The 16,969-nt window shown below is 71.9% G+C and carries 15 protein-coding genes; 5 read left to right on the top strand and 10 right to left on the bottom strand.

The genetic code is table 11. From position 1 onward, the window contains the following. Positions 1–96: 96 nt before the first annotated feature. The 3 genes from groES to HW837_RS21340 all read right to left on the bottom strand — a co-directional run bounded on the left by groES (position 97) and on the right by HW837_RS21340 (position 2,699). Positions 97–405 (bottom strand): co-chaperone GroES, encoded by a 309-nt coding sequence (gene groES, locus HW837_RS21350; RefSeq protein WP_033527131.1) that lies wholly within the window; start codon positions 403–405, stop codon positions 97–99. 195 nt (positions 406–600) lie between these two features. Then, a complete protein-coding gene (locus tag HW837_RS21345; RefSeq protein ID WP_045559612.1) occupies positions 601–1,491 on the bottom strand; it encodes a polysaccharide deacetylase family protein in 891 nt (296 codons plus the stop codon). Between the two features lie 101 nt (positions 1,492–1,592). Beyond that, complete coding sequence (locus HW837_RS21340) at positions 1,593–2,699, bottom strand: polysaccharide deacetylase family protein (RefSeq protein WP_177261801.1); 1,107 nt, start codon at positions 2,697–2,699, stop codon at positions 1,593–1,595. A gap of 194 nt (positions 2,700–2,893) precedes the next feature. On the opposite strand from HW837_RS21340, the gene HW837_RS21335 reads away from it, so the two are divergent. Next, positions 2,894–4,090, top strand: a complete 1,197-nt coding sequence (locus HW837_RS21335) for a class I SAM-dependent methyltransferase (protein ID WP_193380552.1) — start codon at positions 2,894–2,896, stop codon at positions 4,088–4,090. A 433-nt stretch (positions 4,091–4,523) separates the two neighbouring features. On the opposite strand, the gene HW837_RS21330 is transcribed toward HW837_RS21335, so the two are convergent. The 5 genes from HW837_RS21330 to HW837_RS21310 all read right to left on the bottom strand — a co-directional run bounded on the left by HW837_RS21330 (position 4,524) and on the right by HW837_RS21310 (position 10,165). Beyond that, positions 4,524–5,783 carry an RNA polymerase sigma factor gene (locus tag HW837_RS21330; RefSeq protein WP_045559490.1) on the bottom strand — a complete coding sequence of 420 codons (1,260 nt, stop codon included), beginning with the start codon at positions 5,781–5,783 and terminating at the stop codon, positions 4,524–4,526. 70 nt (positions 5,784–5,853) lie between these two features. Continuing rightward, entirely contained in the window at positions 5,854–6,210 is a 357-nt protein-coding gene (locus HW837_RS21325; protein WP_045559489.1) for a YciI family protein, read from the bottom strand. A 114-nt stretch (positions 6,211–6,324) separates the two neighbouring features. Next, positions 6,325–7,434, bottom strand: coding sequence for an LCP family protein (locus HW837_RS21320; RefSeq protein WP_390623571.1), 1,110 nt, complete (start codon positions 7,432–7,434; stop codon positions 6,325–6,327). Between the two features lie 107 nt (positions 7,435–7,541). Further along, positions 7,542–8,891, bottom strand: coding sequence for a glycoside hydrolase family 10 protein (locus HW837_RS21315; RefSeq protein ID WP_193380550.1), 1,350 nt, complete (start codon positions 8,889–8,891; stop codon positions 7,542–7,544). A 206-nt stretch (positions 8,892–9,097) separates the two neighbouring features. Next, positions 9,098–10,165, bottom strand: coding sequence for a LacI family DNA-binding transcriptional regulator (locus HW837_RS21310; RefSeq protein ID WP_045559486.1), 1,068 nt, complete (start codon positions 10,163–10,165; stop codon positions 9,098–9,100). Positions 10,166–10,286: 121 nt separating this feature from the next. Here HW837_RS21310 and HW837_RS21305 point away from each other — a divergent pair, with 121 nt between their 5' ends. Genes HW837_RS21305 through HW837_RS21290 form a run of 4 tightly spaced genes read left to right on the top strand, consistent with a single transcriptional unit; the run spans position 10,287 to position 15,870 of the window. Next, positions 10,287–11,675: an ABC transporter substrate-binding protein gene (locus HW837_RS21305; RefSeq protein ID WP_093789458.1), complete on the top strand. Its 1,389-nt coding sequence runs from the start codon at positions 10,287–10,289 to the stop codon at positions 11,673–11,675. Next, positions 11,672–12,589: a carbohydrate ABC transporter permease gene (locus tag HW837_RS21300; RefSeq protein ID WP_086802845.1), complete on the top strand. Its 918-nt coding sequence runs from the start codon at positions 11,672–11,674 to the stop codon at positions 12,587–12,589. The genes HW837_RS21305 and HW837_RS21300 overlap by 4 nt, the downstream gene beginning before the upstream one ends. Before the next feature lie 8 nt (positions 12,590–12,597). Further along, positions 12,598–13,503: a carbohydrate ABC transporter permease gene (locus tag HW837_RS21295; protein WP_045559483.1), complete on the top strand. Its 906-nt coding sequence runs from the start codon at positions 12,598–12,600 to the stop codon at positions 13,501–13,503. Positions 13,504–13,560: 57 nt separating this feature from the next. Then, complete coding sequence (locus HW837_RS21290) at positions 13,561–15,870, top strand: beta-xylosidase/alpha-l-arabinosidase (protein WP_193380549.1); 2,310 nt, start codon at positions 13,561–13,563, stop codon at positions 15,868–15,870. Between the two features lie 12 nt (positions 15,871–15,882). Here HW837_RS21290 and HW837_RS21285 read toward each other — a convergent pair whose 3' ends face one another. Together HW837_RS21285 and HW837_RS21280 are read right to left on the bottom strand one after the other, a co-directional pair. Continuing rightward, positions 15,883–16,071 carry a DUF397 domain-containing protein gene (locus HW837_RS21285; protein ID WP_193380548.1) on the bottom strand — a complete coding sequence of 63 codons (189 nt, stop codon included), beginning with the start codon at positions 16,069–16,071 and terminating at the stop codon, positions 15,883–15,885. Beyond that, on the bottom strand, positions 16,068–16,913 hold the full coding sequence (locus HW837_RS21280) for a helix-turn-helix domain-containing protein (RefSeq protein ID WP_193380547.1): 846 nt from the start codon (positions 16,911–16,913) through the stop codon (positions 16,068–16,070). The genes HW837_RS21285 and HW837_RS21280 overlap by 4 nt, the downstream gene beginning before the upstream one ends. Positions 16,914–16,969 lie beyond the last annotated feature (56 nt).

Raw genomic sequence — 16,969 nt, 5'->3', positions numbered from 1 at the left:
GGTGAAACGAACTGCGCCCCCGACGCCCGGCTGTAGTGGTCGCGGGGGCCAAGGGCGCAGCTCAAAAGCAAGGTGCTTCGCGAGGAAGCGGGTGAACTACTTCTCGACGATCGCGAGCACGTCGCGAGCCGAGAGGACGAGGTACTCCTCGCCGTTGTACTTCACCTCGGTGCCGCCGTACTTGCTGTACAGCACGATGTCGCCGACGGAGACGTCGAGCGGCAGCCGCTGGCCGTCCTCGAAGCGGCCCGGACCCACGGCGAGGACGACGCCCTCCTGGGGCTTCTCCTTCGCGGTGTCCGGGATGACCAGGCCAGAGGCGGTGGTCTGCTCGGCGTCGAGCGGCTGGACCACAATGCGGTCCTCGAGCGGCTTGATGGCAACCTTGGAGCTGGTGGTCGTCACGATCCGACCTCCCCCTTCGGAGATCTCACGGGGTTAACTGTCTGAGGTGGCGACCAGGTGGATCCGTCGTCGCGGGTGCCGGACCTGCCCGTCGCGTTGTTGGCACTCTCCAGGGGGGAGTGCCAGACCTGAGACTATGACCGCGATTAGCACTCGGTCAAGCGGACTGCTAATCGAGCGGGTTGCGGCGGGGCGTCAGAGGTAGTCCTCCAGGCGGCCGACGGTCAGTCCCTGCTCCTGGACACGGCGCAGCAGCCGGGTCGTCATCTCCGTGAGGGTGGTGCCTTTCAGCTGGTCCGGGCCCCGGAATCCGGCGAGGACGATGTCGCCCGGGCGGAGGCGGTCGCCGACGGCGTAGCGCAGGTCGTGGATCTGCATGGACGCGCGCCACAGCACGAGCGCGGAGAGGCCGCAGTCGGCGGCGGCGCGGAGCGTGGTGGTGTCGTAGACGCCGTAGGGCGGGCGGAAGAGGGTCGGCCGGACACCGAAGCGCTGCTTGAGCTTGTTCTGCTGGCCGCAGATCTCGGCGCGCTGTCCGGCGTGCGGCAGGCCGCGCAGGGCGGTGTGGTCGAGCGTGTGGTTCTGCACGGTCGCGCCGACGGCCCGCAGCCGCGCGAAGTGGCCGTACCCCGGGCCCACGACGCTGTCCGTCAGGAACATGCTCACCGGCAGCCGCAGCTCCCGCACCATGTCGACGAACCGGGGGTCCCGCTCGGCCCCGTCGTCGTAGGTGAGGAAGACGACCTTGTCCCGCGTGGGGACACGATCGACCACGGGCAGGGGCCCCGCCCCGGCCGCGCGGGGCAGGGGGCGGCGATCGGGGTGCTCGGGCGCGGGGGCGAGGGGGGCGTGGAGACCCCAGCGGCGGTGCGGGGGCACGGAGGCGTGCGGGTGGGGGCGCGAGGGGGCGTGTGCGCCGGGGTGGGGGGTTGTGGGGGCGAGGGGGGTGGTGCGGGCGGTTGGCCTCGTGGTGGTCGCGCAGCCGGTGAGGAGCAGTGCGGCGAGGGCCGTGAGGGCGGCCAGGGTGCGGGCCGCCGACCTACGGGCCGCAGGCGGGCGGGCCACTGGCGTACGTGCCGCCGGCATGGAGGGCACTGGCGTACGAGTTGCCGGCGGGTGGGCCGGTGGGAGGCGGGCTCCCCGGTGCGTCCTTCGGTGTGCCCCTCGCCCGGCCTCCCCCTCGGCCCTCACAGGTAGTCCTCCAGCCTCGCCACCGCGTACCCCTCGGCGGTGACCAGGTTCAGGAAGCGGCGGATCATGTCCGGCATGGTGCCCTTCCACTCGGACGTGCCCCGGAAGTGGCTGAGAACGATGTCGCCGGGCCGGAGTTCGCGGTCCGACTCCCGGTAGTCCCAGCGGTCGGCGAAGACCTCCTCGTTCCAGAGGGGGACGGCCTCGACGCCGCAGCTCCCGGCGGCCCGGAGGGTGTCCCGGTCGTAGCTGCCGTACGGCGGCCGGAAGAGGGTCGGCCGGGTCCCGTACCGCTTCTCGATCACGTCCTGCATCCCGCAGATCTCGCGCTTCTGGGCGGCGTAGGAGAGCGGGGGCAGATGGCGGTGGTGGAGGGTGTGGTTGTGGAGGGCGGCGCCACGGTCCCGCATCCGCTCGAAGTAGCCGTAGTCCCCCTTGATCAGGTAGTCGCTGAGGAAGGCGGTGTACGGGATCCGCAGGTCGGTCATCATCCGCAGGAACGCGGGGTCCTTCTCGGCGCCGTCGTCGATGGTGAGGAAGACGACCTTGTGACGGGTGGGGACGGTGGTGAAGACCGGGGGGAGGCCGTCCTCGGCATGGCCGTCGACCTCGAATCCCTTGCGGGTGGTGAGCTCCGGTTTCCGCGCCGGCGGCGCGGGCGCGCTCAGTGGCACCTTCGCCAGCCCCCAGCGCTTCGCGGCGGCGACCCGCGCGGCGTGCGCCCGGCGCACTTTCCCGGCGTATGCGTCGAGGGCGCGGGCGGCGGGCGCGTCGAGCTGCCGTCGGCCGCCGTGCTCCGGCGCGCCACGCCGCTCGTGCCGCCCGTGCTGCCCGCGCTGCTGGCCGTGGGCGGGTTCGGCGGTCCCGGCGGCCGCCCCGGTCTCGGCGGCGCCTCGCTGCCCGGCTGAGCCCCGCTCCGCGGCCTCCTCGACACCGCCCCCGGCACACCCGGACGCGACGGCCGCCGCGGCGAGCACGGCGACGACACCCCGTACGGCACCGCTCCCCCCGCGACTCCCGCGACGCCCCTGGCGACTCCCCCTGCGGCTCCGGAGGGCCACCCATGTGACACGGTTTAGATCATTTTGTCGTACGAATCGCATGGCGCCGCATCCTCGCAGGGCGGCCCGCCTCCACCACCCCGACACCGCCGCCGTACCCCGACCATCCACCGACTGGCCCACACCCTCCCCCGGTCTCCGCCCCCTGGTCTCAGCCCCCTCCCCCGGTCTCCGCCCCCTGGCCTCAGCCCCCTCCCTCTGGCCTCAGCCCCGTCCCCCTGACCGACAATGGCCCGGTGAACGACCTGGACCCTGCCACCTTCCTCACCCCCCTCCTCACCCCCGAGGGCCGCGCCCTCCTCGACGAGGTGCGCGACACCGAGCCGGCGCGGGAGCTGGCCGTGGCGACCCGGCTGCGCCGCGACCACCCGGCGAAACTGGTCACGGCGGCGCTGGCGCAGGCCCGGCTGCGGCAGCGGGCTGTGGCGAAGTTCGGCGCGGCGGACGCGGGGCGGATGTTCTTCACGCCGAACGGGGTCGAGCAGTCGACCAGGACGAGCGTGGCGACGTACCGGGCCGAGTGTTTCCGGGCGCTGGGGGTGGGGTCGGTCGCCGATCTGTGCTGCGGGATCGGCGGGGACGCGATCGCGTTCGCGCGGGCCGGGATCCGGGTGCTGGCCGTGGACCACGACCCGCTGACCGCGGCGGTGGCCCGCGCCAACGCCGACGCGCTCGGGCTCGCAAAACTGATCGAGGTGCGCGAGGCGGATGTGACGGAGGTGGAGACGGCCGGGTACGACGCCGTGTTCGTCGACCCGGCCCGGCGCTCCTCCAAGCGCGGCCGGATCTTCGACCCGGAGGCCTACTCCCCGCCCCTGTCCTGGGCCGTGTCGGCCGCGCTGAAGGCCCCGCTGGGGGCGTTGAAGATCGCGCCCGGCATCCCGCACGAGGCGATCCCGCCGGAGGCCGAGGCCGAGTGGATCTCGGACGGCGGGGACGTGAAGGAGGCCGTGCTCTGGTTCCGCGCGAACGGGACGCCGGGGGCGCGGCGGGCCATGCTGCTGCCCGCCGAGGCCGGCATCCGCGCCACGCCGGAGACGATGTTGCCCGATCCCCCGGTCCGTCCCGTGGGCCGGTACCTGTACGAGCCGGACGGCGCCGTGATCCGCGCGCATCTGGTCGCCGAGGTCGCCGAGGAACTGGACGGCGGGCTGATCGACGCGACGATCGCCTACGTCACCGCCGACGAGCACCACGTCACCCCGTACGCGGCGGCGTACGAGATCACCGACCAGCTGCCCTTCAACGTGAAGAAGCTGAAGGCCCTGCTGCGGGAGCGTGAGGTCGGCATCCTGACCGTGAAGAAGCGGGGGTCGGCCGTGGAGCCGGAGGAACTGCGCAGGAAGGTCAAACCGCAGGGCCGCAACTCGGCGACGGTCTTCCTGACCCGCGTCGCCGGAGCCCCGACGATGCTGATCGGCCACCCGGCGTAGGGGGCCCGGCTCCGCCGGAGGTGCCGGGAGTGCCGGAGGCGCCGGGGGTAGCGGGAGTACCGGAGGCGCAGGAGGCGCCGGACAGGCCAGGCGGGCCGCGGGCGCAGGAGGCACCGGCGCCCGTCCGCGCCCTCGCCGTTACCGGCCACGCGCAGCCGGCCCCGTAACCGTGGCCGGCCCCGTAGCCGTGGCCACCGTCGCTGTCCATAGCAGCCCGTCGTGCGGCTCCCGGACAGCGCCTCACGGCATCGCCGCGCTCACCTCGCCCCGCCACGCGGGACTCGCGCGCCGCAGACGGAGCAGCCGGGCGTGGATACCCCGCGCGCGGCCCTCAGCGCGCCACCCACCCCCGCTCCGCGCCCCGCCGCCACCCACCCCCGCTCCACGTCCCGCCGCCTCCCACCCGCCCCTCAACCGCCTTTCGTCCGCCCGTTCACTCCTCTCGCGCCCGCGCCAGCATCAGCGCCCGCTCGCGCTCGTTGCGGGTCAGGTCGGCCGCTCGTAGGAACTCCGTGCGGGCCTCCTCCGTGCGGCCCAGGCGGTGGAGGAGGTCGCCGCGCACGCTCGGGAGCAAGTGGTAGTCGCGCAGGGCCGGTTCGGTGGCGAGGGCGTCGACGATCTCCAGGGCGGGGGCGGGGCCCTCGGCCATGGAGACGGCGACCGCGCGGTTCAGCTCGACCACGGGGGACGGGGCGCGGGCCGCCAACAGGCCGTACAGGGTGGCGATCCTCGGCCAGTCCGTCTCCTCGTAGGTGTACGCCTGGGCGTGGCACGCGGCGATGGCCGCCTGGAGGGCGTACGGGCCCGGGGCGCCGTGCGCGGCGGCCGTGGCACGGCCGAGGGCGGTGAAGCCCCGGGCGATGAGCAGACGGTTCCAGCGGCGGCGGTCCTGGTCCCGCAACAGGACCGGCTCCCCGGCGGGCCCCGTACGGCAGGCCGACCGCGACTCCTGTAGCTCCAGCAGGGCCATCAGGCCGTGCACCTCGGGCTCCTCGGGCATCAACTGGGCCAGGACGCGGGCCAGTCGCAGGGCGTCCTCGCAGAGCGCGGGGCGCAGCAGGTCGTCGCCGGCGGTGGCCGCGTACCCCTCGTTGAAGATCAGGTAGATGACTTCGAGGACGGAGTCGAGGCGGGCCTCGCGGTCGGGGCCGTAGGGCACCTCGAAGGCGACGTTCTTCGTGGCCAGCGTGCGCTTGGCGCGGACGATGCGCTGGGCGATCGTCGGCTCGGGGGTCAGGAAGGCGCGGGCGATCTCGATGGTGGTCAGGCCGCCGAGCAGGCGCAGGGTGAGGGCGATGCGGGCCTCGGCGGACAGCACCGGGTGGCAGGCGGTGAAGACCAGGCGGAGCAGGTCGTCGTCGATGTCGTCCGGGTCGGACGGCTGGTCGAGGTACGGTCCCGCCGCCTCCAGGTCCCGCCCCACCTCGGCGAGCTTGCGCGCGTACCGCTCCCGGCGGCGCACGAGGTCGATCGCCCGGTGCCTGGCGGTCGTCATGAGCCAGGCCCCCGGGTTGTCCGGCACCCCGTCCCTCGGCCACTGCTCCAGCGCGGCGACCAGCGCGTCCTGCGCCAGTTCCTCCGCGATCCCGACGTCCCGCACGATCCGTGCGACACCGGCGATCACTCTGGGCGACTCGATCCGGAAGACGGTCTCGACGGCCGTGTCCGGGTCTGTGGTGGGTTGTGAGGTCACAGCCCACCATCAGACACGACGGCTCCGACGCCCGGAAAGCGGCCTCGCCAGACGGCCTCGCCCGGCGGGCTCAGCCCTCCATGATCTCCCGCACCTCGCACGTGACGGTCCAGTGCTCCTCGTGCACCTTCAGGAACCGCTTGGTCCACTCGATCGCCTCGGCCATGTCCTTGCACTGCATCAGCGCGTAGCCGCCGACGACCTCCTTGGACTCGGTGAACGGCCCGTCCGTCACGGAGATCTTCCCGCCCTCCCAGCGCACCCGCGTCCCCTGCGCGGTCGGCGTCAGTCCGGCGGTGTCGAGCATCACCCCCGCCTTGGTGATCTCCTCCAGCAGCTCCCCCATCCGCTGCATCAGCTCGGGGCTGGGGCCCTCGGCGGGAGCGGTCTTCTCGTCGATCTGGACGAGCGACAGATAGCGCGGCATGGTGACTCCTACGGCATCGGCGGTCGGGGCCTGTCCCCGACTCTCACCCATGCGTCGAACGACCGCACCCCGGATCGACACGGCCGACGGATTTCCCGGAGAATTTTTTCGCCCCTACCTCAGCGACTCCCACAGTCGGCTCGCCTCCGGCTCGTCGGCCACCACCCGGTTCCTGTCGTACGGGGCCGTGACCACCGGCATCATCACGGTCCGCGTGGCGGCGGAGGACAGGCCCCGCACGCTCTCGCCCAGGCCGGTCAGTTCGGTGAGGGAGTCCAGGCCGGTGTCCGTCGTCAGGCTTCCGGTGATCGCGTCGGCGGCACGGTAGAGCCGGGCGGGGTTGGTCAGCAGGTCGGTCGAGGAGATCTGGTCCAGGAGGGCCTTGACCAGTTTCTGCTGGAGGCCGATGCGGCCGAGGTCGCTGCCGTCGCCGATGCCGTGCCGGGTGCGGGCGAGGGCGAGAGCCTGCTCGCCGTCCAGGTGGTGGGTGCCGGCCCGCAGGCTCAGATGGCTGTCCTCGTCGTCGATGTCCTCGTCCGTGGTGACCGTGACGCCGCCGAGCGCGTCGACGAGCTTGGCGAAGCCGGAGAAGTCGATCTCGATGTAGTGGTCCATGCGGACGTCCGTCATCGACTCGACGGTCTTGACCGCGCAGACCGGGCCGCCGACCGCGTACGCGCTGTTGAACATCACGTTGTACGCCACCGCCGTCGAACCGCCCGACTCCAGCGGGCAGGACGGCCGGGTGACGAGGGTGTCGCGGGGGATGCTGACGACCGTCGCCCCGGTGCGGCCCTCGTCGATGTGGACGACCATCGCCGTGTCCGAGCGGGCCCCCGCGCCCTCGTCGCCGCCGCCGAGCTTCGCGTTCTCCCTGCCGCTGCGGGAGTCGGAGCCGAGGACCAGGATGTTCAGGGCGCCGCTCGGCAGGGCCTCGGCGGTGTCCGACGCGGACGGATCCGACGTGGACTGATCCGAAGCGGAATCCGACGCGGACGAATCCGGGGAGGAACGGATCTTCGCGGGGCGGTTGTCGCCGAGGGCGGCGTCGATGTCGACGCTCTCGATGTTGTGGTTCAGCCGCCAGAACGCCCAACCCGCCCCGCCCGCACCGACCACGAGGACCCCGGCGAGCAGACACCCGGCGATCCTCAGCCGGCGGCGCCGCCCGCCCAGGTCCCCGATGCCGTCCCCGAACGCGCTTTCTTCACCCTTCACGCACAGGAACTTACGTCCGAATTGTTACGGGCAGAACCTCATGCGGCCTTTCCTTCGGAAATTCTCAGACTTCTCAGCCCTCTGCAGTCTTCGACCGTCTTCCGCGGTCACTCTCAGCTCAGCGTCACCGTGGGCACCGGGTTGCTTCCGCTCCAGGTCCCGTTGAAGCCGAAGGTCACCGAACCGCCGCTCGGCACGCTCCCGTTCCAGGAGGCGTTGGAGCAGCTGACGGCCGTGCCGGTCTGTGCACAGCTCGCGTTCCAGGCCTGGCCGACCTGCTGCCCCGCCCCGAAGGTCCAGGCGACCCGCCAGGAGGAGAGCGAGGAGCCGGGGGCGCAGCTGATGGTCACGTTGCCGGTGAAGCCGGTGTTCCACTGGTTCGCCACGCTGTACGAGGCCGCGCAGCCGTCCGTCGTCGGCGGGGGTGTCGTGCCCGTCCCGCCGAGGCCGGTGGCGATGCCGTAGTACGCGGGTTTCGGCGCGTAGTTCTCGTCGTACGGCGTCGCCGCGCCCTGGCCGGGGAACGTGTCCGGGATCCAGGAGTCGGAGTCGGTGAAGCCCCAGACCGTCACGCCGGTGCAGCGGGTCACGGCGACGCAGGCCTTCACGACGGCGTCGTACTCGGTGCGCTGCTGCGCCAACTTGGCCGCCGTGGAGGGCAGTTGCATACGGATGTCGAGTTCGGTGATGGCGACGTCCAGACCCAGGTCGGCGAAGCGCTGGATGTTCTGCTGGAGCGTGGACGGGACCTGACCGAGGATCAGGTGGGCCTGCAACCCCACCCCGTCGATCGGGACGCCGCGCGCCTTCAGGTCCCTGACCAGGTTGTACAGGGCGGTGCTCTTCGCGTTGACGCCCTCGACGTTGTAGTCGTTGATGTAGAGCTTGGCGGCCGGGTCGGCGGCGCGGGCGGCGGTCAGGGCCTGGGCGATGTAGTCGGCGCCGAGGCCGTTGTACCAGAGGGTCTGGCGGTAGGTGCCGTCCTCGTTGAACGGTTCGTTCACCACGTCCCAGGCGGCCAGCCGGCCCTTGTATCGGCCGACTTCGAGCGCGATGTGGTCGTTCATGAGGGTGCTGAGCTGCGCGGGTGTCCAGGTGCCGTTGGTCAGCCAGCTCGGGTTCTGGCTGTGCCAGACCAGGGTGTGGCCGCGTACGTCCTGGTCGTGGGCCTCGGCGAAGTCGACGATCTGGTCGGCCTCGGCCCAGTTGAAGGTGCCCCGGGTGGGCTCGACGGAGCCCCATTTCATGGCGTTGCCGGGGGTGAGCCAGTTGAACTCGCGGCCCGCGATGTCGCCGTAGGTGCCGGTGAGTTTCGAGCCGGTCACCGCTGTGCCGAGGGCCTTGCCCTTGGCGGTGGCGAGGTCGCGCAGGGGTGGGTCGGCGGCGTGGGCGGCGGGGGTCGCGAGCAGCAGGGCGGCGACGGTGGCCACGCCGGTGAGCAGGCCGCGCAGGGAGGGTCTCATGTGCGGGTGCCTCCGAAAGTTTCGGTGGTGCAACCGATTGACTGCGGAGGAGTGTGGAGGGGGATGCCTCACTCGTCAATACATCAACTTCCGGCCAGGCCGTCACTAGCGAGAGATGGGGTCACGCCGTCGGTACGCGTGCCGCCGGATCCGGTTCCGTAGCCGACCACGCGCCGTGGGGGCTCGTCGCGCAGTTCCCCGCGCCCCTAGAGGGGCGCCGCCGGCGGGGCCCCCGTGCTGCTGCGGACCACCAGGCTCGTCGCCAGTTCGACCCGGGTCGCCACCGACGAGTGCTCCTGGCGGCCGAGGTCGAGGACCAGTCGGGCCGCCGCCTCGGCCATCTCCATCAGGGGCTGGCGCACGGTCGTCAGCGGCGGGCCCACCCAGCGGGCCACCGGCAGGTCGTCGAAGCCGACGACGCTGAGGTCCTCCGGGACGCGCAGGCCCAGTTCGCGGGCCGCCTCGTAGAGGCCGAGGGCCTGGAGGTCGTTGCCGGCGAAGACGGCGGTCGGGCGGTCCGGCCGGCGCAGCAGCTCCAGCCCCAGCCGGTAGCCGGTCTCGTGGTGGAAGTCCCCGGCCTTGATCAGGTCGGGGGCGACCGGCAGCCCGGCGGTCTCCAGCGCGGCCCGGTAGCCGTCGACCCGGGCGCGGCTGCACATCATCCGCGAGGGCCCGCTGATGGCGCCGATGCGCCGGTGGCCGAGTTCGATGAGGTGGCGGGTCGCGGCGAGGCCGCCCTGCCAGTTGGTCGCGCCGATCGAGGGCACGTCGTCGCCGGGGTCGCCCGCCGGGTCCATCACGACGAACGGGATGGAGCGGCTGTGCAGCAGCGCGCGCTGGGACTCGTCGAGCCCGGACAGGACCAGGACGACGCCGTGCGGGCGGCGCGCGGCGACCTGGTCGGCCCAGGTGCGGCCGGGGGTGAGCCGCCCCGCGCTCTCGGAGAGGACGACGCTCAGTCCCTCCTGCCGGGCGACGTTCTCCACGCCCCGGATGACCTCCATGGCCCAGGCGCTCTCCAGTTCGTGGAAGACCAGGTCGACGAGGGGGGAGCGGGTCGCCTCGGCGCGGCGGCGGCGGTATCCGTACTCGCGCAGCAGTTCCTCGACGCGGGTGCGTGTGGCGGGCGCGACGTCCGCGCGGCCGTTGAGCACCTTCGAAACAGTCGGAGCCGACACGCCGGCCTGGCGGGCGATCTCGGCGAGCGTCGCGGTCTGCGTGGGGTGCGACGCACGCGCTCTTGTCTGGATTTCCTCGGGCTTCGCGGGCTTCATGTGACGGATCGTATCTCTGCGCGACCCCTTGACGAACCCTTTCGACGGCCATACGTTCCCGGAACATTCGAAGTGTCATCCGAAACATTCGTACGTCCGGACATTCGCGAAGGGTGCTCTCATGGAGTCGAGCAGAGGCCAGTCCACCGGGACGACCGCGGGCCGGTCCACCGGCAGCGGCGCGGGCGGGCGGCCGTACAGCAGGCGCTGGTTCCTCGGCGCGGGGTCCGCCTCGCTGCTCACCGCCGGCCTCGGCGCCGGTCTCACCGCCTGTGGCTCCGGCGGCGGCTCGGGCGGCGGGGACGGCAAGACGCTCACCGCGTTCGTGTACGGCGACGACGCGGTGAAGGTCCAGCAGGCGGGCGTCGACCGGTTCAACAAGTCGGCGGCGGCGAAGAAGGCCGGCGGCACGATCAAGCTCCAGAAGGTGCCCGGCTCCGACTACTCCCCCAAGCTCCGCACGGCCATGGGCTCCCCGAGCGCCCCGGACATCTTCTTCAACTGGGGCGGCGGCTCGATCAAGCCGTACGAGGAGGCGGACAAGCTCGTCGACCTCACCGACATCATCGAGGGCGACCCGGTCCTCAAGGGCGGCTTCCTGCCCTCGGTCCTCGCGGCCGGCGATCTGGGGGGCCGCCACTACGGCATCCCGATGCGCGGCATGCAGCCGGTGATCCTGTTCTACAACAAGTCCGTCTTCACCGAGCACAAGCTCCAGCCGCCCACCACCTGGGACCAGCTCCTCGACATCAACGCCAAGCTGAAGAAGGCGAAGATCACCCCCTTCGCGCTCGGCGGCTCCGACGTCTGGCCCGAGCTGATGTGGCTGGAGTACCTGGTCGACCGGATCGGCGGCCCCGAGGTCTTCAAGCGCATCCAGGACGGCGACGCCGAGGGCTGGGGCGACCCGGCCGTCCTCAAGGCCGCCGAACTGGTCAAGGAGCTGATCGACGACGGTGCCTTCGGCTCCAAGTTCACCTCGGTGTCGTACGTCAACGGCGGCGCCCCCGCGGTCTTCGCGCGCGGCAAGGCGGCCATGCACTTGATGGGCTCCTGGGAGTACTCCACGCAGCTCGGCAAGTTCCCGGACTTCGCCAGGAGCAATCTGGGCTGGGCCGCCTTCCCGACCGTCGAGGGCGGCACCGGCGACGTCCGCAACGTCGTCGGCAACCCCACCAACTACTGGTCGATCAACGCCCGTACGAAGAACAAGGACCTCGCGGTCGGCTTCCTCAAGGACTGCGCGTCGAAGGCGTACGCGCAGGCGCTGATCGACAACGGTGACGTGCCGACCACCTCGAACGCGGCCGAGCTGCTCGCCTCCTCGCCCAACCCCGAGTACGCGAAGTTCCAGTACGACATGGTGCAGCAGGCCCCGGCCTTCACGCTCTCCTGGGACCAGGCGCTCGGCGACGGCCTCGGCACCAAGATGCACACGGAGATAGGCAAGCTGTTCGCGGGCCAGTCCTCGCCGGACGACTTCGTGACGGCGTGCAAGGGGCTGAAGTGACCGTCACGGTCGAGAAGGCCCCGCCGGCGGGCGAGGGGCGGGAGCACCGCGCGGGCCACCGGGCGGCCCGCACCGGCCGCCCGCACGCCGTCTGGGCCCTGCCCGGCGTTCTCTTCTTCACCTTCTTCGCGGTCGTCCCGATGGCGCTGGCCCTCTATCTCTCCTTCACCAGCTGGGACGGCCTCGGCGACCCCCGGCCCGTGGGCCTCGACAACTGGAAGAAGCTCCTCGACGACCCCCGGATGACCCAGTCCCTGTGGCTGACCGTCGTCCTGACCGTCGCCAGCTGGGCCTTCCAGACGGTCGTCGCCCTGCTCCTCGGCGTCTGGGCGGCGGGCCGGCAGCGCAACCGCGCGATCCTCTCCGCGGTCTTCTTCGTCCCGTTCCTGCTCTCCTCCACCGCCATCGCGATCCTGTTCTACGCCCTGCTCGACCCGAACTTCGGCATCATCCAGCAGGACACCCTGGGCTCGCAGAGCGGCGCTTTCCTCGCGATCGTCTTCGTCGGCGGCTGGCAGTTCATCCCCTTCCACACCCTGATCTACCAGGGCGGGGCCCGCCAGATCCCCGAGGTCCTCTACCAGGCGGCGGCCATCGACGGCGCCGGCCGCTACCGCCAGTTCTTCTCGATCACGCTCCCGCAGCTGCGGCACACGATCACCACGTCCACGGTCCTGATGGTCGTCGGCTCGCTGACGTACTTCGAGACGGTCCTGATCCTCACCAAGGGCGGCCCCGGCACGGACACCGCGATCCTGCCGTACCTGATGTACGAGGCGGGCTTCAAGACGTACGACTTCGGCTACGCCAGCGCCATCGCGTCCTTCCTGGTCATCGCCGCGACGGGCCTCTCCCTGGTGCTGGTCCGGCTGACCGGCTTCGGCGCCATGCGCAGCACCCGCGAAGGGATGTGACGGCACGGATGTCACACGACACACTGGCGCGCCCCACGAGGACCCCGCAGCCGGACGGAAGCCCGGTGCCGCACTCCCCCCGCCGCCGCAGGCACTGGACGCGGCGGGCCAACCCGGTGGCGGGCCTGGGCGCCTTCGTCTGGCTGGTCATCGTCCTGATCCCGATCTACGCGATGCTGTCGGCGTCCCTCACCGGCGCGGACAAGGCGTTGACGGGCAACCCGCTCAAGCCCCCGGCCGACCCCACCCTCGACAACTACAACACCGTCCTGAACAGCGGTTTCTGGCATCTCCTGAGCAACACGGCGATCGTCGCGGTGTCGGTGGTGGGCATCGTCCTGGCGCTGTCCATCCCGCTCGCGTACGTGGCCGTCCGCACCCGCGACCGCTGGTCGAACGCGGCGTTCCGCCTCTTCCTGCTGGGCGTGGCGATCCCGGCGCAGGCGGTGGTCGTGCCGTTGTATCTGCTCATCGCCAAGCTCGATCTCTACGACACCCTCCTGGCCGTCATCCTCCCGACGGCGGCCTTCGCGATGCCGGTCTCGGTCCTGGTCCTGGTGGGCACCCTCCGGGACGTCTCCGAGGACCTGTACGAGGCGATGGCCCTGGACGGGGCGTCCCCACTGCGGATGCTCTTCCAGCTGACGATCCCGCTCGCCAAGGGCGGCATCAGCACGGTCGTCATCTTCTCGGCGCTCCAGGCCTGGAACGGTTTCCTCTTCCCGCTGATCTTCACCCAGTCCGACGGCCCCCGGGTCCTCACGCTCGGACTGTTCAACTACGTCAGTCAGTTCGGCGTCAACATCCCCGCCCTGCTCGCCTCGGTCGTCCTGTCCGGCATCCCGATCTTCGCCGTGTACCTGGTGGCGCGACGGGCGCTGGTGGGCGGGTTGATGGGCGTCGGCGGCAAGTGACCCACCGGCTCCGGCACCCGCGACCTTCCGCAACTCGCCGACCCCCGAAGGAGTTCCATGACCACCCCTTGGCGTGACCCGGCCCTCCCCGCAGCGGCCCGGGTCGCGGACCTGCTCTCCCGGATGACTCTGGAGGAGAAGGCCGCGCAGTTGTACGGCGTGTGGGTGAAGAGCGATGCGAACGGCGAGGACATCGCCCCCGACGAGCAGCACATGTCGGAGACGTTCGACTACGACGAGCTGATCACCCGGGGCCTCGGCCAGCTCACCCGCGCCTTCGGCACGGCGCCCGTCGACCCGGCGGCCGGCGCGCGGGCCCTCGCCCGCGCCCAGCGCCGCATCATGGCCGCGGGCCGCTTCGGCATCCCGGCCGTCGCGCACGAGGAGTGCCTGGCCGGCTTCACCGCCTGGCGCGCCACCGCCTACCCGGTCCCGCTGGCCTGGGGCGCGACCTTCGACCCGCCGCTGGTGGAGGAGATGGCCCGGCACATCGGCCGCGACCTGGCCTCCGTCGGCGTCCACCAGGGCCTGTCCCCCGTCCTCGACGTGGTCCGCGACCCGCGCTGGGGGCGGGTCGAGGAGACGATCGGCGAGGACCCGTACCTGGTGGCCACGGTCGGCACGGCGTACGTACGCGGCCTGGAGTCGGCAGGGATCGTGGCCACGCTGAAGCACTTCGCCGGGTACGCGGCGTCCGTCGGCGCCCGCAACCACGCGCCCGTCCGGGCCGGGGTGCGGGAGTTCGCCGACGTGACCCTGCCGCCGTTCGAGATGGCCCTCCGCGAGGGCGGCGCCCGCTCGGTGATGGCGGCGTACACGGAGACGGACGGCGTCCCGGTCTCGGCCGACCCGGGGCTGCTGACCGAACTCCTGCGCGACGCCTGGGGTTTCACCGGCACGGTCGTCTCCGACTACTTCGGCGTCGGCTTCCTGGAGACCAACCACCGGGTGGCCGGAAACCGCGCGGAGGCGGGGCACGCGGCGCTGGCCGCCGGCATCGACGTCGAGCTGCCCACCCTGCGCTGCTACGGCGAGCCGCTCGTGGAGGCGGTCCGCGCGGGCGAGATCCCCGAGTCGCTGGTGGACCGCGCCGCCCGCCGGGTCCTGCTCCAGAAGTGCGAGCTGGGCCTGCTGGACGAGGACTGGTCCCCGGAGGCGCCCGCCGCCGACCCCGAACGGATCGACCTCGACTCCACGGCGAACCGCGCCCTGGCCCGCCGGCTGGCCGAGGAGTCGGTGGTCCTCCTCGACAACCCGGACGGCGTCCTGCCGCTGGCGCCGGACATCCGGATCGCGCTCGTGGGCCCCCGCGCCGACGACCCCCTGGCCATGCTCGGCTGCTACTCCTTCCCCTCCCACGTCCTCCCCGCCCACCCGGGCACCCCCCTGGGCATCGAGATCCCCACGGTCCTGGAGTCCCTGCGCACGGAACTCCCCGACGCGAAGATCACGTACGCGGCGGGCAGCGACGTCGACGGCGACGACACCGGCGGCTTCCCCGAGGCGGTCGCGCGGGCCTCCGAGGCGGACGTCTGCGTGGCGGTGCTCGGCGACCGGGCGGGCCTCTTCGGCCGGGGCACCTCCGGTGAGGGCTGCGACGCGGAGGACCTCCGGCTGCCGGGGGTCCAGGCGGAGTTGCTGGACGCGCTGATCGCCACGGGTACGCCGGTGGTGGCGCTGCTGCTCACCGGGCGCCCGTACGCGCTGGGGCGCTGGCACGGGCGGCTGGCGGGCGTGGTCCAGGCGTTCTTCCCCGGGGAGGAGGGCGGGCCGGCGGTCGCGGGAGTGCTGTCGGGCCGCGTCTCCCCCTCCGGCCGCCTCCCGGTGAGCGTCCCGAACCGCCCCGGGGGCCAGCCGTGGACGTACCTCCAGCCGCCGCTCGGCCTGGTCGGCGGGGCGAGCAACCTCGACCCGACGCCGCTGTATCCCTTCGGGCACGGCCGCGCGTACACGACGTTCGCCTGGACGGACTTCGCGGACGAGGGCGCGGGGGACGAGGGGCACGACGTGTCGGTGACGGTCCGCAACACGGGTGACCGGGCGGGCGCGGAGGTCGTCCAGCTGTACCTGCACGACCCGGTGGCCTCGGTGACCCGCCCCGACACCCGCCTGATCGCCTACCAGCGGCTGGAGTTGGCGCCCGGGGGCGCCTCCCGCGTGCGGTTCCGCTTCCACCCCGACGTCTCGGCCTTCACGGACCGCGCGGGGCGCCGCGTGGTCGAACCGGGCGCCCTGGAACTGCGGTTGGGCGCGTCGAGCGCGGACATCCGCCACGCGGTGACGCTGACGCTGCCGGGCCCCGTCCGGGAGGTGGGCCCTGACCGCCGCCTGCACTGCGAGACGGAGGTCAGGGCCGTGGAGAGCTGAGCCCCACCCGGTTCAGCCCGCGTGGGCCGCGTACGCGACGAACGCGGCCCACGCGGCGGGGCCGAGGCCGAGGTGGGGGCGGGTGGTGTCTTTGGAGTCGCGGATGTGGATGGTGGCGGGGGTGGGGGCGACCTCGATGCAGCTGTCGCCCTGGTCCGTGCTGTAGCTGGACTTGAACCAAGCGAGTTCATCGGTAGTCATAGGTTTCCTCGCAGTCGCTCCAACAAGCTCACGGAGTCCTCCGGGGTGAGAGCCTGCGACCGCAGTTTCGCATAGCGCTGGTTCAGGAGAGCCACCTCCTTCGCGTCAGCGATGAGCCGACCGTTCATGTGCCCTTCGGCGTAGGCGAGCCGCCGCCCGTCCGGTGTCTCCGCGAGCTGGAGGGGACCCGACAGGCTGGCGTGCTGCGTGCGCTTCAGCGGCATGATCTGAAGGCTCGCGTTGCGCAACTCCGCGCACTCCAGCAAGTAGTCCAACAGGCAGCGCGTCACCTCCTGGCCGCCCAGCTCCCTGCGGAGCACGCTTTCCTCGATGATGAAACTGAACGAGGTGTTGGGGCGCTCCCGCAACAACTGCTGTCGCTCCATCCTGACGGCCACCTGCATGTCCAACTCACCGTCGGTGACCGGCGGAACCGCGTTCTCGAAGACCGCCCGGACATACGACTCCGGCTGCAGCAGGCCCGGCACAAGCCTGCACTCGTACGTATCCAGCACGGCCGCCTCGCGCTCCAAACGGGCCCACATCCGGAACCACGCCGCAACCCCCGGCTGCCGAGCCATATGCCGAAACGCCCCCCGCACCGCCCCCGTGTTGCCCGTCGCCTCCTCCGCCAGGTCGACGAACCGCTGATCCGCCAGCCGTCGCCCCAACTCAATAGATGCCACCGAGTGTTTGGACAAATGAACCCGCGCCCCGAACTCCTCCCGGCTCAACCCCGCATGCTCCCGCAGCGCTTGGACGACCGCCCCGAACGCCCGCATGCTGTCCGACGACTCGGGCTCACCACCCGGCCCCTGCGCAGCCCACTCCACGTGCACCATCAACCCAGAGTGACGGCCCGCTCACGGTACTGTCCATCGAACGGCCGCGTACTCCC

Origin of the sequence: Streptomyces caniscabiei (assembly GCF_014930365.1) — a bacterium.
Lineage (GTDB): Bacteria > Actinomycetota > Actinomycetes > Streptomycetales > Streptomycetaceae > Streptomyces > Streptomyces caniscabiei.
This window is presented reverse-complemented; position numbering and strand designations above follow the sequence as displayed.